We start from the raw sequence: 25720 nt of genomic DNA on the forward strand, positions 1-25720 counted from the left end.
CAATGGTGAGCAGCGTGGCGGGCGCGGTGGTCGTCGCACTGGACGGTACGGTCCTCACGGTCGCGCAGCCCCGTCTGCAAAGGGAGTTGGGCGCGACCTTCGCCGAGGTGCAGTGGACCAGTACGGCGTATCTGATCGCGGTGGCGAGCCTGCTGGTGTTCGCGGGACGGCTCGGTGACCGGTACGGGCACCGGCGGGTGTTCGCGCTCGGCATGCTGGGGTTCGGGGCGGCGTCGGCGGGCATCGGTCTCGCGCCCGGGGTCGGGTGGGTGATCGGACTGCGCGTGGCGCAGGGGGTGTTCGGGGCGCTGTTGCAGCCGGCCACGCTGGGCATGCTGCGGGCCGCGTTCCCGCCGGACCGGCTGGCGGCGCCGCTCGCCGCGCGTACGGCGGCGATCGGGCTGGCGGCGGCAGCGGGGCCGCTGGCGGGCGGGGCGCTGGTGACCTCGCTGGGCTGGCGGGCGGTGTTCTTCGTGAACGTGCTGCCCGCGTTCGCCTTCGGCCTGCCGGCCCTGCTGCGCCCGGAGCGGCCTCCGGCGGGCGCCCGGACCGCGCTGGACGTGCCGGGCGCGGTGCTGCTCGCCGTCGCCCTGGCCGGCCTGGTGCACTCGCTCACCGCCCGGCCCGTCTCCTGGGCGGGGCTCGCCCTCGCCGGGGTCGCCGCCGTCCTCCTCGTCCGGCACGAGCGGCGTACGGCGTGTCCGCTGCTGCCGCCGGGCGTGCTCGGCCCGCGGGCGGTCGGGGCGGCGCTCGGCATCCTGGTCGCCGCGTCGGCGTCCCTGTTCGGGACGCTCTTCGTGGCTACCTACGTGCTTCAACGCGGTCTCGGTCTGGACCCGTTCAGCAGTGCGGTGCGCAGCCTGCCGCTGGCGGTGCTGATGGTGGCGTCGGCCGCGCTGTGCCCGGTGCTGCTGCGCCGGTTCGGGGCGCGCGGTACGACGGCGGTGGCGACGGCGCTGCTCGCGCTCGGTGTGCTCGTGCTGTCCCGGGCCGCGTCCGCGCCGGTGTTCGGCTGCGGGTTCGGGCTGCTGGGGGCCGGGTTCGGGACGGTGATGGTGGCGGCCACCCATGTCGTCGTACGCGAGGCCGACGTCGCGGTGGCCGGGGTGGCCGGAGGGTTGCAGCAGACCGCGCTGAACGTGGGCCCCGCCCTGGGCGTGGCGGCGGCGAGCACGCTGCTGGGCGCCGGTACCGGGCCCGCGCTGCTCGTCCTGGCGGCCGTGGCCGGGCTCGGGGTGCCGCTCGCCCGTGCGCTGTCCGGGGCGCACGGCGTCGCATCGGTCACACGCACCGGCGAAGACCGGGTACGGGACGGTGTTCCTGCGGGACGATGAACACGGGATGCCGGACCGGCCGGACGGCCGGACGGGCGTCGCGTGCGAAGGCGACCGAAGGAGAGCGATGGCTCGGCTGCGACAGGAAGTCGACCCGGACGAGGCGGGGTTGGACGGCAAGGCGCTGGACCGCCTGGACCGGCACTTCGCCCGCCTCGTCGACGAGGGGCGGCTGCCCGGCTGTCTGCTGTCCGTGGCCCGCGGCGGCCGCGTCGCGCACCTGACCACGTACGGACGACGGGATGTCGCGGCCGGGCTGCCGGTCGAACCGGACACGCTGTGGCGGATCTACTCGATGACCAAGCCGGTCACCGCCGTGGCCGTGCTCCTGCTCGTGGAGGAGGGCAGGATGGGCCTGGACGACCCGCTCCACCGCCATCTGCCGGAATTCGCCGACCCCCTGGTGTACGAAGGTGGTTCGGATGCCGGGGTGCGCACCCGTCCGGCCGCCGGGCCGATCCTGCTTCGGCATCTGCTCACCCACACCGCGGGGTTCACGTTCGGCTTCTACCACCGCCATCCGGTCGACGCCCTGTACCGCGCGGCGGGTCTGGAGTACTCGGTGCCGCCGGGTGCCGATCTGGCCGAGACGGTCGAGGTGTACGCGCAGATGCCGCTGCAGTTCGAGCCGGGCACGCAGTGGAACTACTCGGTCGCCTCGAACGTACTGGGCCGGGTCGTCGAGGTGGTGTCCGGGCGGCCGCTGGACGTGTTCTTCGCCGAGCGGATCCTCGACCCGCTCGGCATGACCGACACCGGCTTCCACATCTCCCCCGAACAGGCGCCCCGGCTGGCGGAGTTGTACCGGGAGACGGACGGGGGCGGGATCCAACCGGTGCCGGGGCTGCCGGTGCACGGCCGGCCGCGGTTCCTGTCCGGCAGCGGCGGCCTGGTCTCCAGCGCGTACGACTTCCACCGGTTCATGGAGATGCTGCGCCGGGGCGGCGAACTGGACGGCGTACGGCTGCTGTCGGCGGCCGGCGTCGCGCTGATGACCCGCAACCAGCTGCCCGGCGACGCCGTGCTGCGCGCCTTCGGTGCCCCCGTCCACCGGGAGCCCGGCAACGACGGCCTCGGCTTCGGCTTCAACGTCTCCGTGGTGGTCGACCCGTCCCGCACCCTGGCCCCGTCCAGCCTCGGTACGTACGGCTGGACGGGCGCCGCCACGACCGCGTTCTGGTCGGACCCGGCCCACGACCTGACGGTGCAGTTCATGACCCAGGTGCGCCCGAGGACGCTGAAGGTGTTCCCGCAGCTGCGGCGGCTGGTGCACGAGACGCTCGTGGACTGACCGCAGGATCGCCAGGACGCCGGCCGTCAGGAGCCGTGGGCGACGGCGTCCAGGTGGGGCAGGATGTGGTCCAGCCGCTCCCGCTTGGTGCGCAGATAGGTGATGTTGCTCTCGCACGGCTCGATGAGCAGCGGCACCCGCTCGGCGACCTGGACGCCGTGCCGGACGAGGGCTTCCCGCTTGCGCGGGTTGTTGGACATCAGCCGTACCGAGCGCACGCCGAGGTCGCGCAGGATCTCGGCGGCGACGCGGTAGTCGCGGGCGTCGACGGGCAGGCCGAGCGCGAGGTTGGCCTCCACGGTGTCCAGGCCCTCGGCCTGCAGGGCCATCGCGCGCAGCTTGGCGAGCAGTCCGATGCCGCGGCCCTCGTGGCCCCTCAAGTAGACGACGATGCCACTGCCCTCGGCGACGACGGCGCGCAGGGCGGACGCCAGCTGGTCGCCGCATTCGCAGTGCCGGGAGCCGAAGGCGTCCCCGGTCAGGCATTCGGAGTGCAGCCGGGTCAGCACGTTCTCGGTGCCGATCTCGCCGTACACGAGAGCCACTTGCTCGTCACCGCGGTCGTGGTCCAGGTAGCCGATCGCCTGGAATTTCCCGTACACGGTGGGCAGCGGCGCATTCACGACGCGTTCCGCGCCCGAACGCCGCGGGGACTTCGTGCCGAGCACGCCGATGGTGTCGTCGGTGTTTTCTGTCATGATCTGATTCCTAAGCAGAGACGAAAGGCCGTGAAAAGATGAGTGGTTCGGGCGTGCGTGCGGCAGCACACGGGGTGGTTCCGACGGACACCACGGAGGACGTACGGGCGCGGGGGGCGGGCGTGTCAGCACAGGTCGCCGTCCTTCCCGTCGGCAGCTTCGAACAGCACGGGCCCTTCCTTCCGCTGGCGACCGACACGCTGATCGCCTGTGCCGTGGCGGGGGAGATCGCCGCCGCCTACCCGGTGCATCTCCTTCCTCCGGTGACGGTCGCCTGCTCGCACGAGCACGCCGGCTGGCCGGGGACCGTCAGCATCTCCTCGGTGACCCTCCACGCGGTGGTCCGGGACATCGCGGCGTCGCTGCGCCGCGGCGGGGTCGACGCGCTCGTCGTGGTCAACGGGCACGGCGGCAACTACGTCCTCGGCAACGTCGTCCAGGAGGCGTCGGCGCGCGGTGAGCGGATGGCGCTGTTCCCGGCCGTCGAGGACTGGGAGGGGGCGCGGGAACGGGCGGGTGTGCGCACCTCGTTGCTCACCGACATGCACGCCGGGGAAATCGAGACCTCGATTCTTCTGCACGCTCACCCCGAATTCGTCCGCCCTGGTTACGAGTCCGCCGATTTCGTCGCCGACGACCGTCGTCATCTGCTCAGCCTGGGAATGTCCGCCTATACCGAATCGGGCGTCATCGGCCGTCCTTCCCTGGGATCGGCGGAAAAGGGCAAGGAGCTGCTGGCCGGCCTGGTGGAATCCTTCTCGGCGGTGTTCGCGTTGCTGACCGCGTCCGACGACGCCGGGGACGTACGGGGGTAGCCGCGCAGCCCGGTGTACCAGCGGGCGACGAGGACGACGGCCCCGGGCAGGCTCGCCACGAAGCTGAGCACGCCGTACACCACGGCGACGGCGACCCCGCTGCTCGCGCCGAGTCCCGCGGCGGCGAACGCCCAGGCGGTGACGCCCTCGCGGGGGCCGAAACCGCCGACGTTCAGCGGCAGGCCCATGGCGACCAGGGCGAGCACCGCGAGCGGGACCAGCACCGCCACGGAGGCGGCGGAGCCGGTGACCCTGGCCGCGACGACGAACATCGCCAGGTGTCCGGCCAGGACGACGGCCGAGGCCAGTGCGACACCGGGCCCGGCCTGCCGGGACAGCAGCCCCTGCCGCGCCTCGCCGAGAGTGGTGCGCAGCGCGCCCCGGCGCCGGGCGGAGGCCCGGTTCATACGGACGGCGAGGGCGACGGCGAGCGCTCCCACGACAGCCAGGGCGGCCAGCGGGGCGAAGTCGCGTGCCTCGTCCCGGACGGGCGACGGCAGGACCAGCAGCGCCACCGCACCGAACACGGCCAGCGCGATCTGCCCCGCGACCCGCTCCAGCACCACCGCCTTCACCCCGCGCCGCAGGTCACCGGCGCCCTGCCCGTGCCGGACCGCCCGGTGCACATCGCCCAGGACGCCGCCGGGCAGCGCCGCGTTCAGGAACAGCGCGCGGTAGTAGTCGGCGACGGCGGACCCGAACGGCAGCCGGATCCGCAGCGCCCGGGCCACCAACTGCCAGCGCCAGGCGCTGACCACCGTGGTCACCGCGCCGATGCCCAGCGCGCCCAGAACGGTCACGGTGTCGATCCGACGCAGCCCGTCGAGCAGCACACCGGTACCCAGCCGCCACAGCAGGACGGCGAGGATGACGACACCGACGACGGTTCCGACATGGGTACGCAGGGCACGGGAGTCGGGACGGCGGCGGGTGGGGGGCGCCGGGGATTCCGGCGGGGGCGGGGGCGGGGGCGGAGCAGCCGAGGTGACAGTGGGGGTGAGAGCGGGTTCTGGTGCCGGCGTGGACACGGGCGCGAGCGTGGACACGAGCGCTGGTGTGGGCGCAGACGTAGGCGCGGGCGGGGCCGCGGGCGCAGACGTAGGCGCTGGCGTAGACGCAGGCACTGGAGCTGACGCAGGCACTGAAGCTGACGCGGCCGCCGACGCCGACACTGAAGCTGGCGCGGACGCCGACGTCGGCGCGGACGCAGGCTCCGGCCCTGGTTCGGACGACGGCGCCTGCGCGGGCGCCGGCGCTGCCTCGGTCGCGGTCGGTTCGGGCGGCACGGGGCCGGGCCCGGGCCCGTCGGCCGGCTTCGCCGCGGCCGCGCCGTGCACGCGTGCGTGCACGGCTTCGGCCTCGCCGCTCTTCCGCCCTCCACCCCCGCTGCGCACGCGCGCGTGCGCCGGGCCGGTCGGTGTGGTGCGTGTGCGTCCGTCCGCCGCCTTGGTCCGGGAGTTCGGCTCCGTCGCCGACGCGCGCGCCGTCATGAGGCTCCGCCCGTCGGCCGGGGCAGGGCCAGCAGGTCGCTGTGGTGGACCACCGCCCGCAGCTCACCGGCCGCGCAGGCCGCGAGCCGGTCGCGCAGATAGCGTGCGGCGCGTGCGCGCAGTTCCGGCCGCTGCTCCACGGCCGCGCCCACCCAGCCGCGCAGCCACTGTTCGGTCAGCGCGGCCTCCTCGGGGCCGAGCCGCCACGGGCTCGCGTGCACGCGCACCGTCGCCCCGCGCGCCGCGAACGCCTCGCAGGTCACGGTGACCGCGTCCGGGCCGAGCAGGCCGTCGCGCCGCTGGTGGGCGTTAAACGCCTCGGTGATCTCGGCGTCCAGCGGGTCGGCCGGGGTGAGTTCGACGCGTCCGGCGACGGACAGCGTGAGCAGCGCGGGACAGCCGGCCCCGGTGCATGCGTCCACGAGGGTGCCGGCCTCCTCACGGGTCAGTACGTCGAGCAGCGCGGAGGCGGTCACCAGCGAGGCGCCGCTCAGCGCGTCCGGGGTCAGCCGGGCCACGTCGCCGCGCCGGGTCTCGACGCTGACGCGGCTGCCGTCGGCGGCGGAGCGCGGCGAGGCCACGGCGGCGAAGTGCAGCAGATAGGGGTCGTGGTCGTGCAGGACCCAGTGCTGGGCGCCGTCGAGGCGGGGCGCGAGCCAGCGGCCCATGGAGCCGGTGCCGCAGCCCAGGTCGTGCACGACCAGTCCGCCCGTGCGGCCGGGCCGGTTCGCCAGCCGGATCCGCAGGGGGTCCAGCAGGTCCTGCGCGCGGGCGGCGGCGTCGGCCCTCTCCCGCAACTGGAGCCACTCGGGCGCGTACCGGGGCGCTTCGTCGGGCCCGCCCTCCCGCAGCCGTACGGTGGCCCGCTCCCCCGAACGGCCCACGGGCCCGGCACCGGGCACGGCCGAGAGCGCCGTGTCGTCACTGTCGGCGGCCTCCACCACGACCCCCTCCTTCTCCCCCGGCCCCGGTTGGGCCGGAATCGTGGCGGCCGCGTCGGTCACGGTGTCGCGCGTGGTCATGCCGCCCTCCTGGGGGCTTCGGGGAGACGGGCGAGGACCGCGGCCAGACTGCGGGCGGTGGTGGCCCAGCCGTCGAGGGCGGCGCGCCGGGCACGGGCCGCGGCCTTGAGCCTGCGGCGTACGTCGGGTTCGCCGAACCAGCCGCGCAGTTCGGCGGCGAGCGCGCCGGAGTCCTCCGGCGGGACGAGGATGCCGGGCATCCCGCCGTCGGGGGCGCGGCCGACCGCCTCCGGCAGACCGCCGACGTCGGTGGCGAGGACGGGGATGCCGCGGGCCAGCGCCTCGGTCACCGCCATGCCGTAGGTCTCCGCGTAGGAGGTGAGGACCATCAGGTCGGCCGCGGCGTAGGTGGCGTCGAGGCCGGCGCCGGAGCGCGGGCCGGTCAGGTGCAGGCGGTCGGCCAGGCCATGGCGGGCGATGAGGGTGCGCAGTCCGGCGACGTACTCGGGGTCGTGGCCGAGCCCGCCGACGCACTCGCAGGTCCACGGCAGGTCCCGTACCGCCGCGAGCGCCTCCACGAGCCGGTGCTGGCCCTTGCGCGGGGTCACCGCGGCCACGCACAGCAGCCGGGAGACGCCGTCGGTGCCGGGTGCGAGGGGCGCGATGTCGGCGCCGGGCGCGGCGACGTGCACCCGGTCGGGGGCCAGGCCGTGGTGGGAGACGAGCCGGCGTACGGCCCAGTCGCTGGTCGCGATCACGGCGGGCACGGCCCGCAGCACCGCGCGTTCGCGGGCGTCGAGGTCGGCGGCGACGTTCGGGGCGAGGCCGGTCTCGTCGCCGAGCGGCAGATGGACGAGCACGGCCAGGCGCAGGCGGTCGGCCTCCGGGGCGATGATCTCCGGGACACCGCAGGCGACGAGCCCGTCGAGCAGGACGACCGCGTCGTCCGGCAGCTCCCGCAGGGTACGGGCGAGTTCGTCGCGGGCGGCCCGGTCGGGGCACGGCCAGCTGCCCGGCGCGCCGTGCCGGGCGACCTGCCAGCCGAAGCCGGGCAGGTCCAGGCAGACCCGGCGGTCGTAGGCGTTGCCGCCGCTGGGCGCGGCCGGGTCGTCGACGCCGCCCGGCAGGACGAAGTGCACGGTGCGCAGGGACATGGGAACGGTTCCGGCGTGCTGGTCGGCGGTGGGCTGCGCGGGCACGCAGGAGAGCCGCGCCCTCTGAACGGTCACATCGGTCACAGGCCACGCTCGTAACTCGCCCAGGCGATGTGCGACTCGTGCAGCGTGACGGTTATCCCGGCGAGGCCCTTGGCGCCTTCGCCGAGGGCGCCCTGGTGGATGCGCTCGGCGAGCCGGTCGGCGATGACCTTGGCGAGGAACTCGGTGGAGGTGTTGACGCCGGCGAACCCGGGTTCGTCGTCGAGGTTTCGGTAGTTCAACTCGGCGGTGACGGCCCCCAGTTCCTGCGTGGCCAGGCCGATGTCGACCACGATGTTGTCCTCGTCCAGCTGTTCGCGGCGGAAGGTGGCGTCCACCAGGAACGTGGCGCCGTGCAGTCGCTGCGCGGGTCCGAACACCTCGCCGCGGAAGCTGTGGGCGATCATGATGTGATCGCGGACGGTGATGCTGAACAACGGACGACCCTCCAGGTGCGGCGCCTCTGGCTTCCCCCGGCCCATACCTGCCCGGGGACGACGTGTAGTACGGCTCTTCGCTTCCCCGTGTTCAGCCCTCTCTCACTCTTTTCTCAGGTCAGACCCGCCTCCGGGTACCGGATGCGGTGGCACAGCGCCGGGATCGCGCCCGCGGCGAGCTGCGGCATGACGTCCGGGAGTTGCTCGAAAGCGCTCTCCCCGGTGATGAGCGCGTCCAGAGCCGGGTCGGCGAGCAGGTCGAGTGCGAGCGCCATCCGCTCGGCGTAACCGCGGCCGGCGCGCGCGGCCGGGGAGACGGTGCCGACCTGGCTGCCGCGCACGGTGAGCCGACGGGAGTGGAAGGCCTCGCCGAGCGGCAGGGCCACGCGCCGGTCGCCGTACCAGCTCAGTTCGACGACCGTGCCCTCGGGGGCGAGGAGTTGCAGGGCGTGGGTCAGGCCCGCTTCGGTGGCGCTGGCGTGGACGACGAGGTCGCAGTCGCCGAGGGCGTCGGCGGGCGCGGCGAAGCCGACGCCGAGGGCGCGGGCGGTGGCGGCGCGGGCCGGGTCGGCGTCGACGAGCTGGAGCCGGACGCCGGGGAAGCGGGCGAGCAGGGCGGCCACCGAGCAGCCGACCATGCCGCCGCCGACGACCGCGATCCGGTCGCCGATCAGCGGCGCCGCGTCCCACAGGGCGTTCACAGCGGTCTCCACGGTGCCGGCGAGCACGGCCCGCCCGGCGGGCACCGAGTCGGGCACGACGGTCACGGCGCTCACCGGAACGACGTAACGGCTCTGGTGCGGATACAGGCAGAAGACCGTACGGCCGGTCAGCGCGGCCGGGCCCTGCTCCACGACGCCGACGCTGAGGTAGCCGTACTTCACCGGGCCCGGGAAGTCTCCCTCCTGGAACGGCGCCCGCATCACGGCGTGTTGGCTCTCGGGGACCCGGCCGCGGAAGACGAGGGTCTCCGTGCCCCGGCTCACTCCGGAGTACAGCGCGCGCACCAGGACCTCGCCCTCGGCCGGCTCCGCGAGGGTGACGTCGCGCAGCTCTCCGTGGCCGGGTGAGCCCAGCCAGAACGCGCGGGCCGAGCGGTTCATCGGCATCCTCCTGAACAGTAGGCAAGTTGCTCACGTACCGAGAAGTGCACAGGCCGCGCACAGTACGCGGCGTTGATCGACTCTGTCACTCGGCCGGAGGGTGTGCGGTGGCCCTGAACAACACATATGACGCGAGGCCCCAGCAGGAGACCGCTGTGGGAGCGGGCATACAGCTCCTGCTGCTTGCCCTGCTCGGGACGGCGATAGGCATGGGGCCGGCCGGCTGGCTGACGGGGCTGGCCTTCGCGTTCGCCACCTGGGCGGTGCTCGCCCGTGCCCTGCATCGCTCCTGCCTGCGTTCCCTCGGGCCCGCGAACCGGGTCACGCTCGGCCGGGCGGCCCTGGTGGGCGGGGTGACCGCGCTGGTCGCGGACTCCTTCGAGAGCGCCCCGCCGGTCACCCTGCTGGTCGCCCTGACCGCCGTCGCCCTGCTCCTGGACGGCGTCGACGGCAAGGTGGCCCGCCGCACCGGCACCTCGACGGCGCTCGGCGCGCGTTTCGACATGGAGGTCGACGCGTTCCTGATCCTGGTGCTGAGTGTCTATGTGGCGACACAGCTGGGTCCGTGGGTGCTGCTGATCGGCGGGATGCGGTACGCGTTCGTCGCGGCCGCCCGCCTCGCCCCCTGGCTGAACGCCCCGCTGCCGCCGTCGTTCGCCCGCAAGACCGTCGCCGCGGTGCAGGGCGTCGCCCTGCTCCTGGCGGGCGCCGAGCTGCTGCCCGGCCCGGTCAACCTCGCGATCGTCCTGCTGGCGCTGGGCTCCCTGGTGTGGTCCTTCGGCCGGGACGTGCTGTGGCTGTGGCACACCTCGCGCAGGGAGGTGCGGGTGCCGGCCGAGCCGCAGGTGCTGGAGCTGGAGCTGGCGACGCGCTGAGCGGCGAGAACGGGAAGGGCCCGGACCGGGTGCCGGTCCGGGCCCTTCGCCGTGGGTACGGCGGTGTCGTTACGACCGCGAGGCCCGGCTCCGTACGATCGCGAAGCCGGCGGCCGCGAGGCCGAGGACGCCCGCGACGAGACCGGCGATGCCGAGCCCGCGGGCGGTGGAGTCGCTGGAGTCGGCCGCCTGGGCGGTGCCGGCGGCGCTCTTGGCGGGCGCCGGGGCGGCAGTGGCGTCACCGGCCGTCAGCTTCAGCACCGGGGCGGGGTTGTCCGGTTCGTCGCCGCCGGTGGGCTCCTCGATCCAGCGGACGACCTTGCCGTCGGAGTAGGTCTGCAGCGCCTTGAAGACCAACTGTCCGGTGTCCTCGGGCAGTTGACCGAAGGCGACGTTGAAGTCCTCGTACTGCCCGGCGCCGATCTTCCCTCCGCTGAAGGTGATCTCGGAGGCCGCGTCGGTGATGGTGCCGTCGTCGGTCTTGACCGGCGTCTTGAGCTTGCTCGTGGTCACCTTGGCGGTCCAGCCGTCCTGCGGGTGGACCAGGACGCCGAGGACGGGGTGGTCGGTGGGCAGGAAGACCTGGACCTTGGTGGTGGAGGCGTTGTCCTCCTCGTTGGGGACGCGGAAGGTCAGGACGCCGTCGGTGGCGCCCTTGGCGTAGCTGTCGGGGTGGACGGTGACGTGCGCGGAGGCGGCACCGGCGGCGAGCAGGACGAGGGCGGCGGCGCCGGCGGTGACGGTCGCGGTGCGGCGCAGGGCCGGACGTGTTGCGGACATGGGTGAGTCGGTCTCCGTACGGGTGACGTGTGAACTGGGGTCAGGGTGAGTACGGGACCGGTACGGGGGGTCCGCGCCGGCTGACCGCGTGCCGCAGCGGGGTCCGGCGGGGCGGCTCGGGGTCGGCCGGGACACGCGGGAGGTGCGGGGCGGCGGCGGGCAGCGGGGCGGCGCGCCACCAGGCGACGAGGCCGGGTACGAGGGTGACGGTACGGCGCAGCAGCGTCCACAGGGCGGCCTCGCCCCGCCGCAGCCACCAGGAGGCGGCCAGGGCGGCGAGGAAGTGGGCGGCGGTGGCGTGGACGGTGGCGTGCGGGTGAGCCGTCGCGTGGGCGTGCATGGCGGCCATGCCGTGGCCCGGCATGGGGGCCATGTGTGGGAGGGCCGTGCGCTCGGTGACACGGTGGGCGGCGTCGAAGCCGACGTGCAGTGCGGCCTGGGTCAGCAGCGTGGCCGCGCCGATGCCGGCCAGCGAGCGCTCCTTCCTGCCGAGTGCCCAGCCGAGCGCGAACACGCCCAGGAAGCCGCCCGCGTCCGCCCACAGGGGTGGCATGGCGCCCATGGCGAGACCGTGTCCGGCGGCAGCGAGCAGTACGCACACCGCGGCGAACACCGCGGCGCGCAGACCTCTCACCGCCGGGGACGCGCTCATGATGAGGGAGTCTCCCATGGTGGGGGGATACGCGGGGCGGGGATGTCCCGTTCAGGTGACGGAGTCCGGGGTGAGGGGCGAGTCGCCGTTGCCGGACCGCGCGCCCCTCCGGGGCCCCACGGGCAGTACCGGCACCGCCCTCACCGGTCCGGCCGCCAGTACCGGCCACGGTCACGGCCCCGCCGACGGCGGGTCCGCCGTCGGCGGGGCGCCCGTCGTACTGCCCACGAGGACGAGAGGGCCGGACGCGGAGGACGGCGCACCGGGCTCCGCGTCGCGCCCGCCGTCGTCACCGCCGGCGCACCCAGCACGGCGAGAACGGCGGCCGGGGCGAGGACCGTCCGGGGGGCGCGCTCGGCGTAGGGGCTGGTTCTCGGCGAGGAGGTGGCCCCGTTCGGGGGACGGCGGCTGGGCGCCGAGGTCGAGGAATCCGGGCGAGGCGAGGGCGAGCGCGGTGCCGGGGAGCCGGAGCAGGGCGTGCCGGGCGACGGTCGGCACGACGGCGGGCGGCAGTTCGTGGCGCAGCAGGTACCAGCGGCCGGCGCCGAGGGCTCGGGTGGCGGTGAGGTGCTGGGCGGCACGTTCCTGCCGTAGGAAGGCGGAGGTGTGGGCGGCCAGCGGGGCCCAGCCACCGCGGCGACGGCGAGCGCGGGGGTGGCCGGACCGCCGCCCGCGATGGCGGCGAGGAGCGCGGCGAGTACGGGCGGTACGGCGCTGACGGTGTCGACGAGCTGACCGGACAGCCGGGGCAGCAGCCCGGCCGGCAGGGTGCCCGCGCTGAGGGCGAGGGCGGGCAGCAGGGTGTCGGGGGCGCCCTGGGCGGTGCGGGCGAGCAGGTCACGGCCGAGCGCGTCGGTGCCGAACGGGTGGGCGGCGGACGGGGGCCGCACGCGGCGTCCGGTGTCGAGGGCGAGCGGGTCGCGGGGCAGGCCCGCGGCGAGGACGGCCACGAGTACGCCGGCGAGGACGAGGGGCGTGGTGCGCCGGGCGGCTGTCTGCCGCCCGGCCCTCGCTGTCCGTCCGTGTCCTCAGCTGGGTGCCTCCGCCCCCTTCCGTGCGTAGAACCACCACGTGATCACCACGCAGGAGCGCCGGGACGGCGATCCACAGGTTGCGCCGCGCCACCTTCCTGCCGACGGACTTCCAGAAGAGCTCGTTCTCGGGCTCCCAGTCGGTGAGGTCCCGGCCGGGCCGGTACTGGGCGAGGTCGTAGTCGTACGACCGCCCGGCGACCTTGGTCGTCGCTTCCTGTACGGCAGGCATGGCTGTTCCTGGTGGTGTGAGGTCTGAACCTTTCTTCTTCAGCGTCCTCGGTTGGGAAAGGGCAGGTCAGGGGCCGTTGGTCAGCTCTTCGTGCCGACCTTGTACCCGCCCGCCGGCCTGCCGTTGGTCCCCTGTCGCCCCGGACCGGCTCAGGCGGCCCGGCGGGCCCGGCCGCGGTGGGCACGGACGATGCCCGCGTACCGGTGCCCGCTGCCCTTGATCGTGCGCACCTGGGTGCGGTAGTCGACGTGGACCAGGCCGAAGCGCTTGGCGTAGCCGTACGCCCACTCGAAGTTGTCCAGCAGTGACCAGGCGAAGTAGCCGGCGAGCGGGGCTCCCCTGCGGGCGGCCGCGGCACAGGCGGCGAGATGGTTCTCCAGATAGTCCTGGCGCTCGGGGTCGTCGACGCTGCCGTCGGGGCGGACCGTGTCCTCGAAGGCGGAGCCGTTCTCGGTGACGTAGATCTTCCGCGCGCCGTACTCCTCGGTGAGCCGCAGCAGCAGCGTCTCGATGCCGCTCGCGTCGATCTCCCAGTCCATGCCGGTGCGCGGCACGCCCTCCCGGCGGACCGCGCGGACGTACGGCGCCGGGCCGTGCGGGGCGGCGGCGACGTACGCGGGGAAGTAGTAGTTCAGGCCGAGCCAGTCCAGCGGGGCGGCGATGGTCGCCAAGTCACCTTCCTGGGCGGGCAGTTCGACGCCGTAGGTGTCGACCATGTCGGCCGGGAAACCGCGGCCGTGCACCGGGTCGAGCCACCAGCGGTTGACGTGCCCGTCCTGGCGGCGGGCGGCCGCGACGTCCTCGGGGCGGTCGGTGGCCGGGTGCACGGTGGAGAGGTTGTTGACGATGCCGACCCGCGCGCCGGGTGCGGCGGCGCGGATCGCCTGCGCGGCGAGGCCGTGGCCGAGGAGCAGGTGGTACGAGGCCCGTACGGCGGCGGTCAGGTCGGTCCGGCCGGGGGCCATCCTGCCCTCCAGATGGCCGATCCAGGCCGAGCAGGAGGGCTCGTTGAGGGTCGCCCAGAGCCCCACGCGGTCGCCGAGGCGGGCGGCGACGGCCGAGGCGTACTCGGCGAGCGCGAAGGCCGTGTCCCGCTCGGGCCAGCCGCCGCGGTCCTGGAGCGTCTGCGGCAGGTCCCAGTGGTAGAGCGTGACGGACGGGGTGATGCCCGCTTCCAGCAGGGCGTCCACCAACTCGTCATAGAAAGCGAGGCCCTTGGGGTTGACCGGTCCGGTGCCCGCGGGCAGCACACGCGGCCAGGAGACGGACAGGCGGTAGGCGTTGACGCCGAGTCGGCGCATGAGCGCGATGTCCTCGCGCCAGCGGTGGTAGTGGTCGCAGGCGACGTCGCCGGTGTCGCCGTTCGCGGTCATCCCCGGGGTGTGGGAGAAGGTGTCCCAGATCGAGGGCGTACGGCCGTCCTCGGCGACGGCCCCCTCGATCTGGTACGCCGCGGTGGCCGTGCCCCACAGGAAGTCGGGCGGGAGGGCGGCGAGGTCGATGCGTTCGGACACGGAAGTCCCTTCGGAATACGGGGTGTCGGTCACTCGGGTCACTTGACGGCACCCGCCGTCAGACCGGCGACGAGATAGCGCTGGAGCAGCAGGAACCCGGCGACCACGGGCACGCTGACGACCAGCGAGGCGGCCATGATCTGGTTCCAGTAGATGTTGTTGAGGGTGGAGTACTGCTGGAGGCCGACCGCGAGGGTGCGGGTGGTGTCGTTGGTCATGACGGACGCGAAGAGCACCTCGCCCCACGCGGTCATGAAGGCGTAGACGGCGACGGCGACGATGCCGGGAACCGCGGCCGGTACGACGATCCTGAACAGCGCGCCGAGCGGGCCGCAGCCGTCCACCAGCGCGGCCTCGTCCAGATCGCGCGGCACCGAGTCGAAGTAGCCGGTCAGCATCCAGATCGAGAACGGGAGGGAGAAGGTGAGGTAGGTGAGGATCAGGCCGCCGCGGGAGCCGAACAGGGCGATGCCGGTGGCGTTGCCGATGTTGACGTAGAGCAGGAACAGCGGGAGCAGGAAGAGGATGCCCGGAAGCATCTGCGTCGACAGCACGGTCACCGTGAACACCCGCTTGCCGCGGAACTCGTAGCGGCTGACGGCGTAGGCGGCGAACACCGCGACGACCACCGAGCAGACGGTCGCGGCGCCCGCCACGATCAGCGAGTTCACGAAGTAGCGGGCGAGCGGGACGGTCGACCACATGTCGATGTACGGCCGGATCGTCAGCCCGCTGGGCAGCCAGCGGAATGTGCCGGTGACGTCCGCGAGCGGCTTCAGCGAGCTGGAGACCATCACGTACACCGGGATCAGCACGAAGCCGGTCAGCAGGGTGAGGAAGATCCGCCGGGACCACAGGAACGAACGCGGGGGTGCCATGGGTGAGTTGGCCCTAGCCACGGGTGGTCCTCCGTCCGCGCGAGGTGAGCCACAGGTATCCGCCCGTGACGACGAGCAGGAAGAGCAGCAGCAGGACGGACATCGCGGAGCCGGTGCCGAAGTTCCAGGTGACGAAGGAGGCCTGGTAGATGTGGACCGAGACGATGTCCGCGGCCTCCGGGGCGGCCCTGCCGAACAGGACGTACGGCGTGTTGAAGTCGTTGAACGTCCACAGGAACAGCACCAGGACCAGCACCTGGTTCACCGGGCGCAGCGAGGGCAGGGTGATGCGGCGGATCCGCTGCCACATCCCGGCGCCGTCCAGCGCGGCGGCCTCGTACAGCTCCTTCGGGATGTTCTGCAGTCCGGCCATCACGATGAGGAAGGCGAACGGCCAGCCCTTCCACACCGACACGGTCAGCAGGGCGTAGAAGCTGTTGTCGCCGAGGAGCCAGAAGGAGGGCTTGTCGCTGAGGTGCAGTTGGTCGTGCAGGACGTGGTTCACCAGGCCGTTGTCGTGCTGGAACATGAACACCCAGGTGATGACGGCCGCGTAGACGGGCAGCGCGTACGGCACCAGGAACAGCGCTCTGAGCAGTCCACGGCCGCGGAAGGTGTCCTGCATGAAGACCGCGGCGGCGGTGCCGATCAGCCAGCACAGGCCGACCGACAGCAGGGTGAAGCCGACGGTGACGAGGAAGGAGTGCAACAGCGCCTGGCCGACGGGCGCGTCGAAGTCCACCGACACCTTGTAGTTGCCGAGTCCGGACCAGGGGGCGCTGCTCCAGTCGCGGATGTAGAACTGGGTGAGTTCCTTGAAGCTCATCACGACACCGATGACCATCGGCACCAGGTGGACGAGGAGTTCGAGGACGAGCGCGGGCAGGAGCAGCAGATAGGGCAGTCCGACGCGGCGGATCCGCCCGGCGCGGCGGCGGGGTTCACGCGCCGGCGCACCGGTGGACGCTTCGCGCACCGGCTCCTCGAAGGCGGTGGTCGTCATCTTCTCGCTCACGCCGCCGGCATCTGCTGCTGGGCCTTCTCCAGGGCCGCCTTGACCGAATCGGTGGTCACCGCGCGCCCGGCGGCGGCGTCGGCGAACAGGTCCTTGACGGCCGTACCGACCGCCGTCTCGAACTGCGACTCGGCGGCCACCTGCGGCAGGGCGGCGGCGGACGTGGCGAGGGTGTTCTTCAGCACGGCGTCGGCCGGGCTGCCGAACGCGGTGTCCGACTGGGCGGACTTGACCGGCGGGATGCAGCTGTAGGCCTTGTTGAGGATCTTCTGCTCGGTGTCGGAGGTCATGAACTTGACGAACCGGGTCGCGCCGTCGAGGTTGTGGGTGTTCTTGAAGACGGCGATGTTGATGCCCCCGGCCATCGAGTTGATCTGGGTGCCGGCGCCCGGGGTGCCGGAGCGCACCGGTACGGGCGCGGTGCCGTAGGCGTCCTCGCTCATGCCCTGGGACGTGAGGTTGGCGGAGGCGGACTGCCACAGCAGCATCGCCTGCTTGCCCTTGGCGAAGTCGCTGACCGACTGGTTCTGCGCGTACTCGGCGTCGCCGACCGGGATGACCTGGTCCTTGGCCATCAGGTCGACGTACGACTTGACGGCGTCGACCACACCGGGGGCGGTGAAGTCCGGTTTGCCGTCGGCGGTGAAGAAGTCCGCGCCGTGCTGCTTGGCGAAGACGAAGACGTGGTGGACGTTCTCCGACACGTTCGAGCCCTCGGCGCCGAGCACGGACGTGCCCTTCGCCTTGATCTTCTTGCCGTCGGCGACCAACTCGTCCCAGGTGGCCGGGGGCCTCGCGATGCCGGCGTCGGCGAAGATCCGCTTGTTGTAGTAGAGGGCGTAGGCCATCGAGTAGAGCGGGACCGCGGCCGGGTCCTTGCCCTGGGCGCCGGTCGAGGCGAGCGCGGAGTCGACGAACCGGTTCTTGCCGCCGATCTTCGCGAAGTTCCGCGCGTCCCACGGCAGCAGCGCGCCGGTCGCCTGGAGCGAGGCGCTCCAGGTGTTGCCGATGTTGAGCACGTCCGGGCCCTGGCCGGAGGTGGTGGCGGTGAGGATCCGGTTGAGCAGATCGGACCAGGGCACGACCTCCAGGTTCACCTTGATGCCGGTCTGCTTCTGGAACGTGGCGAGTTCGGGCTTGAGCACCTGCTGGTCGACGGCGACGCTGGCGCCCTGGTTGGAGGCCCAGTAGGTCAGCGTCTTCGGTGAGTCGTTCGACCCGCCCCCGTTCGCGGAACCACCGCCGCAGGCCGTGGCCGCGAGGGCGAGAGACAGGGCGACGGCGCCGGTGGCCGCGGCTCGGATTCTGCGCATGGCTCCTGGTGTCCCTTTCCGGGAGTCGAACCCCGAGGCCGCCGACGGAAGCCGACATCGCACGACATCGCGTCCGACTCCCGAAAGCTCCTCATGGCTTAATTTAGGACGTGAGTTAAACGGCGTGAACCTCGCCCGTCAAGGGTTTTGACTCCAGGTGAGGGCAGTCGTGATGAACTCGTGCGCGGGGACGGCTCATTGAGGTCACACGGCCACTGCGCCCGCACGGCCCGGCGCGGCGGTTCGGCCACGACGGCTAGGACCGCCGCCCGGTCGGGTCGGCCGGCTCGCGCGGCCGAAGCGGCTCACCGCCGCGCGCGACAGTCGTCCCCCGCCCCTCCGGCCCGCCGCCGCCGCGACGCAGGTCGGGCAGGACCGTGAGGAGGCCGAGGGCGGCCAGGCCGGCGCCGAGCCAGAGGGGGCCGCGCAGACTCCAGGCGTCGATGGCGAGCGCGCCGAGGCAGGAGCCGATGATGACTCCGAGGGTGATGAAGGACGTGTGCACGGTGTTCACGAGGGGCCCCGCGTTGCCGGCGCGCTGGACCCGGGTGGCCATCGCCGGGTTCATGGTGACGCCGACCAGGCCGATGCCGAGCATGCACACCACGGCGGGCACGGGAGCGTCCGCGAAGAGGGCGAAGCCCACGAGGAAGAGCAGGTTGAGCAGCAGCCCCACGGCAAGCACGGGCACGGTGTGCCGGTCGGCGAGGCGTCCGACGACCGTGTTGCCGACGACGGTGGCGGCGCCGTACGCGATGAGCAGCACCGGCACGGTGCCGGCGGCGAAGCCGGTGAGCCCGGTGAGGATGGGATTGAGGTAGCTGAAGGCCGAGAAGGTGGCCCCGATGATCAGCGTGCTGGTGCCCAGCGCCGGCCACAGCCGGGGGCGGGCGAACACCGCGGCCTCTTCGCGCAGTCCGGCCGCGGGTACGGCCGGCAGGCCCGGCACCCCGGCCCGGGTGGCCGCGGCGGCGGCCAGGGCGAGCGCCGAGGCGGCCCAGAACGCCGCCCGCCAGCCGAACCGTTCACCGACCAGCGTGCACAGCGGGAGACCGAGCAGGGTACCGAGCATCAGGCCGTTCATGGCCACGGCGACGGCCCGGCCGCGGATCTCGGGGCGGGTGAGCCGCGCGCACAGCGACAGGGCGACACCGAAGAAGGCCTGGGAGGCGGCGCCGGTGACGATCCGGGCGGCGAGCATGGTGCCGTAGCCGGTCGCGGTGGCGGCCAGGACGTTGCCGGCGAGGAACAGACCCAGGAGTGCCAACAGGGCGGTGCGGGGCGGGAGTCGGCGCAGCAGGACGGTCAGCACGGGGCCGCCGGCGGCCATCGCGGCGGCGAAGGCGGTGATGAGGTAGCCGATCCGGGGGACGGTGGTGTGCAGGCCGTCGGCCATCTGCGGCATCAGTCCGGCGACCGCGAACTCGCTGGTCACCATGGCGAAGATGCCGAGAGCCAGGACGTGGACGGCACGGGGCACGAGGGACTCCTTTCAAGGGGGCGTATGCGGGGTACTGTTTTGAATCAATCAGTTCAAAACTTGGGCGCAAAGGACCGGCTCACAGACGGGCACGGGTCAGACGGGTACGCGCCAGACGGGCACGGGTCACACGGTCAGCGCGTCCAGGGCGATCGCCGCGATGGCATCGAGCGACGTGCGGTCGGCGCCGCCCTGGGCGCAGACGCGCAGGCCCGCCACGGTGGCGTTGAGGAACCGGGCCAGGTCGCCGGCGTCCCGCGTGGAGGTGATGGATCCGTCGCGCCGGCCCGCCTCCACGGCGGTCCGCAGACCGTCCAGCCGACGGGCCGTGTCGCGCTCGAGCATGCCGGCCGCGGTGGCGTCGTGGGCGGCCAGTTCCACCGTGCTGTTGACCGAGAGGCAGCCCAGGCTGCGGCCGTGTGGCCGGTTGCGCGCGTCGCCGTCGAGCACGAGGGCGAACAGGTCGCGGATCCGGTCGGCGCCGCTGCGCCCGGGATCCTCCAGGACGGCGAGCTGGACGGCGTTCATGGTGGTCATGTAGCGGTGCAGCGCCCGCTGGAAGAGGTCGTGCTTGCTCTTGAAGGTGTTGTAGATGCTGCTGCGGCCCAGTCCGGTGGCGGCACACAGATCCTGGGTGGAGGTGGCCTCGTAGCCCCTCTCCCAGAAGGTGCGCATCGCCGCGTCCAGGGCCCGGTCCTCGTCGAACATCCTCGGTCGGGCCATGATCCGACCTTAAGCGTTTTGGACCGTACGATGCAATATCTCGTGTGGTGATGTCGGCGTGGGGCCGCGTCACGGGCCCGGTGGCTCGTGACGCGGCCCCCGCCGGAGGGAGCCGGGCGGCGGCTACCGGGCCGGAGCGGTCACCGTGTCGGGTGCCGGTACCGATGCCGGTCGCGGTGCCGGGGCGTACCCGGCGGGCCGGGTCGTGAAGGTGCCCCGGCCCTGGGTGCGGCTGCGCAACCGCGTGGCGTAGCCGAACAGTTCGGCCAGCGGCACGGTCGCGGTCACCGCGGCCGCGCCGCCACGCGTCTCGGAGCCGCCCACCCGGCCGCGCCGGGCGGCCAGGTCCCCGAGGACCGCGCCGACCGCGTCCTCGGGCACGGTGACCGTGACCTCGGCGACCGGTTCCAGCAGGGCCGTCGCGCAGGCGCGCAGGGCCGCGCGGAGCCCGAGCCGGCCGGCGGTGCGGAACGCCATGTCGGAGGAGTCCTTCACATGGGTGGAGCCGTCGGTGAGCGTGACCCGCAGCCCGGTCACCGGGTGCCCCTCGACCGGGCCCTCGGCGAGGGCGTCCCGGCATCCGGCCTCCACCGCGCGCACGAACTCCTGCGGCACCCGACCGCCGACCACGGCGGAGCGGAACACGAAGCCGGTGCCGCCGGCTTCGGGCCCGAGCGGCTCCACGTCGAGCACGACATGCGCGAACTGCCCGGCCCCGCCGTCCTGTTTGACGTGCCGGAACACGAACCCGCTCACTCCCCCGACGACCGTCTCGCGGTACGCGACCCGCGGCCGGCCCACGCCGACCTCCGGTCCCCCGGCACGGCGGATCTTCTCCACCGCGACCTCCAGATGGAGTTCGCCCATCCCGGACAGCACGGTCTGCCCGGTCTCGGTGTCGGTGCGCACCACCAGCGAGGGGTCCTCCTCCGCCAGCCGGGCCAGCGCCGCCGCCAGCCGGCCGGTGTCGGTGGCCCGCCGGGCCTCGACCGCGACGGACACCACGGGCTCGGCGGCGACGGGCGGCTCCAGCAGCAGCGGCGCGCCGGGGTCGCACAGGGTGGAGCCGGCCCGCGCCGACTTCACGCCGGCGAGCGCCACGATGTCCCCGGCGACCGCCCGGTCGAGCTGGACGTGCCGGTCCGCCATGACCCGCAGGATGCGCGCCACGCGCTCGGTGCGTCCGCTGCCCTGCTCCCGCACGGTGTCTCCTTTCTCGAGGGTGCCCGAGTAGACGCGCACATGGGCGAGCCGCCCGGTGGCGCTCGCGTTCACCTTGAACACCAGCCCCGCGAACGGGGCTTGGGGGTCGGCGGCCCGGCGCTCCACGGCGCCTTCGTGCTCGCCGCGTACGGCGGGCACGTCCAGCGGTGAGGGCAGAAAGGCGACGACCGCGTCCAGCAGCGGTTCGATGCCGCGGTTGCGGTAGGCGGAGCCGGCGAGGACGACCACGCCCTCCCCGGTGCGGGTGAGGTCGCGCAGGGCGGCGGTGAGCGTGGTGGCGGACAGCGTGTCCCGGGCGCAGAACTCCTCCAGCGCGCCCGGATGCAGCCCGGCCACCGTCTCCTCCAGCGCCCGGCGGCGTCGTACCGCCTCCTCCCGCAGCGGCTCGGGCACGGGCGCCGACACGGCCGTACCCGCACCGTCGCTCCAGGACAGCGCCCGCATCCGTACCAGATCGACGACACCGGTGAACGCCTCCTCGGCGCCGATCGGCAACTGGACGACCAGCGGTGCGGGGTGCAGTCGCTCCCGGATCGAGGCGACGGCCCGGTCGAGGTCGGCGCCCGCACGGTCCAGCTTGTTGACGAACGCGATGCGCGGCACGCCGTGCCGGTCGGCCTGCCGCCACACCGACTCGCTCTGCGGCTCGACCCCGGCGACGGCGTCGAACACGGCGATGGCCCCGTCGAGGACGCGCAACGAGCGCTCGACCTCGTCGGCGAAGTCGACGTGGCCGGGGGTGTCGATGAGGTTGACGCGGTGACCGTCCCACGTACAACTGACCGCGGCGGCGAAGATGGTGATGCCGCGGTCGCGTTCCTGCGGGTCGAAGTCGGTGACGGTGGTGCCGTCGTGCACCTCGCCCCGCTTGTGGGTGGTGCCCGTCGCGTACAGGATCCGTTCGGTGACGGTGGTCTTGCCCGCGTCGACGTGGGCGAGGATGCCGAGGTTGCGGACGGCGGCGAGGGTGGTGGTGTGCGTGCGCACGGCCCTGGGCCTTTCTGCGGTTCGGGGAAAAGGGCAGCGCGATTCACCCGTGCGTCCGCGAAAGCACCGACGGCCCCGGCCGTCGGCGTGGGCCGGTACGGCAGAGCAGGGCAGGTCAGCGGGGCGTCACGGGGTCCGGTGCCGGCCGCGCAGCGGGCACCGGCCGGACGAGGACACCAGGATCACCTCGTACCGGGAACGGGGAGCGACGACAGCGGTGCGTGTGCGCACGGTCGGGCTCCCCTCGGTGTCAGGTGATGACGGGCGCCGTCGTACGGTCGCGGCGCCCTGTACGCCACGACGGTACGAGACGGAGCCGGCCGGGGCACGCCATTTTCCCGGCGCGCCCGGTCGGCCGATCCGGTCGCCGGTTCCGGCAGTTGCCGTCGTCAGGGGCTGTGCCACGCCGGTGAGGGCGGCGGACCAGCGGCGCGGCAGGAGGACGGCCGTCGCCGCGAGACCGGTGAACAGGCCGAGCCGGATGCCGACGGCCCGCAGGTCGAGGGCGTGGGCGAGGAGCCAGGCCGCGGGGAGTCCGACGATCCAGTGGCCGATGACGGTGACACGGAAACCGCTCCCGGTGTCGTGGGGTCCGCGCGGGAGCCCGGCCGCGCACGGAACCCGGCACGACCCTCGTCCTGGTCTCCCGCGAACACCGCCTGATCGCCCGCTGCACCGACACCGCGCACCTGCTGGAGTCGGGCCGGATCACCACCGGCGACCCGACGGCGGACCCCGTGCCGGCGGGGTGAGCCGCCCGCCACAAGGCGGATCAGCCCCCTCGGGTGACTCTCCGCTGTGCCTGCTCGAACGCGGTCAGAGGGTCGCCGCCGGCCTGCCAGGGCCAAGGGGTGACGATGCCGCCGAGCATCTCGAAGGCCGCCCGGGCCTCGTCGCGCCGGTCGGCGGCCATCAGCGCGTAGGCGAGGATGTTGAGGTCGGCACGTGCCCGCGCGTGACGCAGGAATCCCGGCTGCACCCAGGTGTGGGCCACACGGTCCAGGGCCTGGGCACCATTCGTCTGGGACCAGTGATTGCGCGCCACCAGCGCTTCGAAACCGCCCCGGTCGAGGACGGCGTGGTACTGGAAGACCTGGGCGGTGAGTTCCGTCGCCGCGCAGGGCGCGTTCGCGGGCATACGAGCGCGCAGGGCGTCCACGAACTCCAGAACCTGCATCCGCGACCCCGCCTCCTCCGGGGTGAGATAGCTCAGCATGGTGAGGTAGGCCTCACGGTTCCAGCGGTCGCGCGCGAGCACCTCGTTCCAGACACCGAACACCTGCGGCTGCTCCCGGCGCTCCAGGCGCGCCGCCCTCAGGACGACCACCCAGGGGGTGGGGTCCTCGGGGGTGAGTTCGGCGGCCCGGAAACAGTTGTCGATCACACCGGCCGCGTCTTCCAGACTCCCCCGGGAGCCCGCGCGTACCACCTCGCTCCACGCGTACAGCACGAGTGCGTTCGCGTTGCGCGGCTCGCGCGTGGCCCAGGAGCGGGGCAGCCTCGATCCGGCCAGGAACTCCGCCAGGACGCCCATGCGGTGCGCTCGACGGTCCCAGTCGTCCGCGTCCTGCTCCAGGAGACGGGACATCTGTGCCACGCACATGTCCGTCATAGCGATCGCGCTCGTCCTCGTGGTCGCCAGCAGGTTCTTCATCAGCTTGCCCAGATCCTCGTCGTCGAGTTCCGGGGCAAGGCGGGGTCTTCTGCGGCGATTCGAAAGAAATGCCATGCGGGGAGGCTAAGGGGGACGAGGAATCACACAAGACCTCAGCCAAGATCGTTATGGATTACTCGTTTCACCTGGGCCACTGGCGCCTGCCGCGGCGCGTTCCTGGTTCAGGCCGGGGGGATCACCTCGATCCGTTCGCGGTTGAGGAGGTACGCGGGCGCATACGGGAGATCCGTGGCGACGGGGAACCCGTGGTCGTAGGCGATGCTCGCCATCGCGAGCGGTCCGAGGGCCACTCGGGCGCGCGGTGCCGTCGATGTGCCCCAGTAAGCGCCGTGGTCGGCGAGGGCTTCGGTCAGCGTCTTGGCGAAGGCGTCGTGGTCGCGTGCGATCAGGCGGTGGAACAGGGCGACCGGCTGGTAGTCGACGCGGTTCACGAAGTCCTTCGGCGCATGGGTCAGGGCCTCGGGCATGGATGTGTTCATCGTGGCGAGCAGCTTCTCCACGACGTCGTCCATGGGGCGCTCGCAGAAGTAGCTCTGCAGGGTGTCGATCCAGTGCACGACGTACTCGTCGACGGTGTCGTCCCGGCTCAGGGTCGCCAGTGGCACCTGGCACAGCCGGCCGATCCGGTCCTTCTGGCGGCACACGATCGCGAGGTAGAGGGCGTCGAGCCAGGCGCGGGCGTCCGCGGGTGGTTCGGCGGATGTGGCGGGAAGCTGCCGCACGAGGTCCTCGCCCAGGTGGCATTCCTGCGGCTGCCCACCGGTGAACAGCGCAGAGCCGAGTTGTACGGCGGTGGCCCACGCGTCCCATGTGTCGATGTGTGCGGCGCCGGGATCGGCGGCGCAGTGCGCGTGAGCGAGTACGACGGCGGAGGCGAACGCCTCGCCCAGTCCCGCCGGGGAACCGGCGAGGCGGGCTATCGACTCGGCCGTGGTGTGCGTGAGTTCCGTGACCTGCGAAGCCTCGGCCGTGCTGGCGGCGGCGAGACGGCCGGCGCGGTCGAGGCGGACCAGGCCCTTCATCAGACCGAGCAGATGCGGCGGCGGCTGAAGGGAGAAGGTTCGTGTGTCGGGGTCGATGACCGTGAGCGACGTCAGGCCGCCGCGGTGCCACCAGTAGACCCGCGGGGACAGCGCGCCCGGACCGTCCTCGTGGGCGCCCAACGCGTAGGAGGCGAGGCCGTTGACGGCGTCGACCACGGAGCCGTCGGTGATCGGGTGGTACGCCAGCAGGTGCCGGTTCGGTACGACGACGAGGGCACCGGTGTCCGGGAGCGGCTCGCCGGTGATCTGCCGGGCCGCTGCGGACAGGAACAGCGCCTTGCTCGCGACGAACGGGGAGTCGCCGTACAGCGAGTGCAGCCTCGCCCGTCCCTCGATGGACACTTCCTCGTGCTCGACGGGTACGCGCATCAGGTTCGCGTACGCCGCCTGGCCCAGCTCTTCGAGCCCCGCACGCTCCACGTCGTCGTCGGTGAGGATCCGCACACTGGTGGGCCCGTCGAGGGCGTGGACGAAGACGAGTCCGTCGGCCACCACACGTGCGTACCGCATGGCTCCGGCGAGTTCGGGCGTGAGCGACTCGACGGGCAGCAGCCGGGCATGTACGTCCCGCAGCAACTCCTCGGCGCTCTCGCCTCCTGTGCTGGCCTGCCGCAAGCGGGCGAAGTGAGCGGCGACCAGCTCGGGCCAGCGGTCCTCCGGCACATCGCGGCACGCGTGGGCCAGGTTGGTGAGGGGATGGTCATGGCCGTCCCGCGCGTACGGGGCGGCGAGTGCCCGCAGTCGTGCCGCCTGAGCGGCCGTCAGCATCGGCAGAACGGGGTCAGGAGTGTTCTCTTGTTTCACCCCCGCGAGTCTATGAGGCACATATGACACTGTGAGGCCGCGGTCCGGTGCACACCACCGGGGTCGGTCCGTCGGCGAGGCCCGCTTCCACGAGGGGAATCCGGTAATGCTGACGTACCTTCACTTCCGTCTGGACTCCGGGTCGTTCGGGATCTGCGCTTTCGCGCA

Annotated in this window: 20 protein-coding genes and 2 pseudogenes; 4 read left to right on the forward strand and 18 right to left on the reverse strand. The window is 73.0% G+C overall.

Features of this window, described 5'->3' with window-relative positions:
- Positions 1–2: 2 nt before the first annotated feature.
- Together ADK64_RS26505 and ADK64_RS26510 are read left to right on the forward strand one after the other, a co-directional pair.
- A complete protein-coding gene (locus ADK64_RS26505) occupies positions 3–1334 on the forward strand; it encodes an MFS transporter (protein ID WP_199829713.1) in 1332 nt (443 codons plus the stop codon).
- 67 nt (positions 1335–1401) lie between these two features.
- Positions 1402–2625, forward strand: a complete 1224-nt coding sequence (locus ADK64_RS26510; protein ID WP_053662677.1) for a serine hydrolase domain-containing protein — start codon at positions 1402–1404, stop codon at positions 2623–2625.
- A gap of 26 nt (positions 2626–2651) precedes the next feature.
- Here the strand turns inward: ADK64_RS26510 and ribA are convergent, their stop codons facing one another.
- A complete protein-coding gene (gene ribA, locus ADK64_RS26515; protein WP_053662679.1) occupies positions 2652–3323 on the reverse strand; it encodes a GTP cyclohydrolase II in 672 nt (223 codons plus the stop codon).
- Positions 3324–3361: 38 nt separating this feature from the next.
- Between ribA and ADK64_RS43420 the strand changes: the two are divergent.
- Positions 3362–4108: pseudogene (locus tag ADK64_RS43420) on the forward strand (creatininase family protein); the annotation flags it as partial.
- On the opposite strand, the gene ADK64_RS47535 reads toward ADK64_RS43420, so the two are convergent.
- From ADK64_RS47535 to ADK64_RS26540, 5 genes are all read right to left on the reverse strand, one after another.
- The gene (locus tag ADK64_RS47535) at positions 3994–5166 is read right to left on the reverse strand and encodes a lysylphosphatidylglycerol synthase transmembrane domain-containing protein (protein ID WP_159046332.1); all 1173 of its coding nucleotides are present in this window, start codon (positions 5164–5166) and stop codon (positions 3994–3996) included. The pseudogene ADK64_RS43420 and the gene ADK64_RS47535 overlap by 115 nt on opposite strands.
- A gap of 458 nt (positions 5167–5624) precedes the next feature.
- Positions 5625–6650: a class I SAM-dependent methyltransferase gene (locus ADK64_RS26525; protein WP_053662681.1), complete on the reverse strand. Its 1026-nt coding sequence runs from the start codon at positions 6648–6650 to the stop codon at positions 5625–5627.
- Entirely contained in the window at positions 6647–7828 is a 1182-nt protein-coding gene (locus ADK64_RS26530) for a glycosyltransferase family 4 protein (RefSeq protein ID WP_053662683.1), read from the reverse strand. Before ADK64_RS26530 ends, ADK64_RS26525 begins: the two co-directional genes overlap by 4 nt.
- Positions 7825–8223: a 6-pyruvoyl trahydropterin synthase family protein gene (locus ADK64_RS26535; RefSeq protein ID WP_053662685.1), complete on the reverse strand. Its 399-nt coding sequence runs from the start codon at positions 8221–8223 to the stop codon at positions 7825–7827. Before ADK64_RS26535 ends, ADK64_RS26530 begins: the two co-directional genes overlap by 4 nt.
- A 113-nt stretch (positions 8224–8336) precedes the next feature.
- On the reverse strand, positions 8337–9326 hold the full coding sequence (locus ADK64_RS26540) for a zinc-dependent alcohol dehydrogenase (protein ID WP_053662687.1): 990 nt from the start codon (positions 9324–9326) through the stop codon (positions 8337–8339).
- Positions 9327–9433: 107 nt separating this feature from the next.
- Between ADK64_RS26540 and ADK64_RS26545 the strand changes: the two genes are divergently transcribed.
- Positions 9434–10201: a CDP-alcohol phosphatidyltransferase family protein gene (locus ADK64_RS26545; protein WP_053662689.1), complete on the forward strand. Its 768-nt coding sequence runs from the start codon at positions 9434–9436 to the stop codon at positions 10199–10201.
- A gap of 69 nt (positions 10202–10270) precedes the next feature.
- Here ADK64_RS26545 and ADK64_RS26550 read toward each other — a convergent pair whose 3' ends face one another.
- The 12 genes and pseudogenes from ADK64_RS26550 to ADK64_RS26605 all read right to left on the reverse strand — a co-directional run bounded on the left by ADK64_RS26550 (position 10271) and on the right by ADK64_RS26605 (position 25552).
- Positions 10271–10981, reverse strand: coding sequence for a YcnI family protein (locus ADK64_RS26550; RefSeq protein WP_053662692.1), 711 nt, complete (start codon positions 10979–10981; stop codon positions 10271–10273).
- A gap of 40 nt (positions 10982–11021) precedes the next feature.
- Complete coding sequence (locus tag ADK64_RS26555; protein ID WP_234384707.1) at positions 11022–11651, reverse strand: hypothetical protein; 630 nt, start codon at positions 11649–11651, stop codon at positions 11022–11024.
- 122 nt (positions 11652–11773) lie between these two features.
- A pseudogene (locus tag ADK64_RS43425) lies at positions 11774–12622 on the reverse strand (ABC transporter permease subunit); the annotation flags it as partial.
- Between the two features lie 423 nt (positions 12623–13045).
- Positions 13046–14410, reverse strand: coding sequence for a GH1 family beta-glucosidase (locus tag ADK64_RS26565; RefSeq protein ID WP_053662696.1), 1365 nt, complete (start codon positions 14408–14410; stop codon positions 13046–13048).
- 38 nt (positions 14411–14448) lie between these two features.
- Positions 14449–15288, reverse strand: coding sequence for a carbohydrate ABC transporter permease (locus ADK64_RS26570; protein ID WP_053662699.1), 840 nt, complete (start codon positions 15286–15288; stop codon positions 14449–14451).
- A 13-nt stretch (positions 15289–15301) separates the two neighbouring features.
- On the reverse strand, positions 15302–16291 hold the full coding sequence (locus ADK64_RS26575) for a carbohydrate ABC transporter permease (protein WP_053662840.1): 990 nt from the start codon (positions 16289–16291) through the stop codon (positions 15302–15304).
- 8 nt (positions 16292–16299) lie between these two features.
- The gene (locus ADK64_RS26580; RefSeq protein ID WP_053662709.1) at positions 16300–17616 is read right to left on the reverse strand and encodes an ABC transporter substrate-binding protein; all 1317 of its coding nucleotides are present in this window, start codon (positions 17614–17616) and stop codon (positions 16300–16302) included.
- Positions 17617–17872: 256 nt separating this feature from the next.
- Complete coding sequence (locus ADK64_RS26585) at positions 17873–19096, reverse strand: MFS transporter (RefSeq protein ID WP_078992836.1); 1224 nt, start codon at positions 19094–19096, stop codon at positions 17873–17875.
- Positions 19097–19222: 126 nt separating this feature from the next.
- On the reverse strand, positions 19223–19819 hold the full coding sequence (locus ADK64_RS26590; RefSeq protein WP_053662712.1) for a TetR/AcrR family transcriptional regulator: 597 nt from the start codon (positions 19817–19819) through the stop codon (positions 19223–19225).
- Between the two features lie 123 nt (positions 19820–19942).
- Positions 19943–22030 (reverse strand): elongation factor G, encoded by a 2088-nt coding sequence (fusA, locus tag ADK64_RS26595; RefSeq protein WP_053662714.1) that lies wholly within the window; start codon positions 22028–22030, stop codon positions 19943–19945.
- 772 nt (positions 22031–22802) lie between these two features.
- Positions 22803–23759 (reverse strand): hypothetical protein, encoded by a 957-nt coding sequence (locus tag ADK64_RS45235; RefSeq protein WP_063789948.1) that lies wholly within the window; start codon positions 23757–23759, stop codon positions 22803–22805.
- Between the two features lie 107 nt (positions 23760–23866).
- Positions 23867–25552 (reverse strand): immunity 49 family protein, encoded by a 1686-nt coding sequence (locus ADK64_RS26605; protein WP_234384708.1) that lies wholly within the window; start codon positions 25550–25552, stop codon positions 23867–23869.
- Between the last annotated feature and the right edge of the window lie 168 nt (positions 25553–25720).

Origin of the sequence: Streptomyces sp. MMG1121 (assembly GCF_001280015.1) — a bacterium.
In the GTDB taxonomy this organism is placed as follows: Bacteria; Actinomycetota; Actinomycetes; order Streptomycetales; family Streptomycetaceae; genus Streptomyces.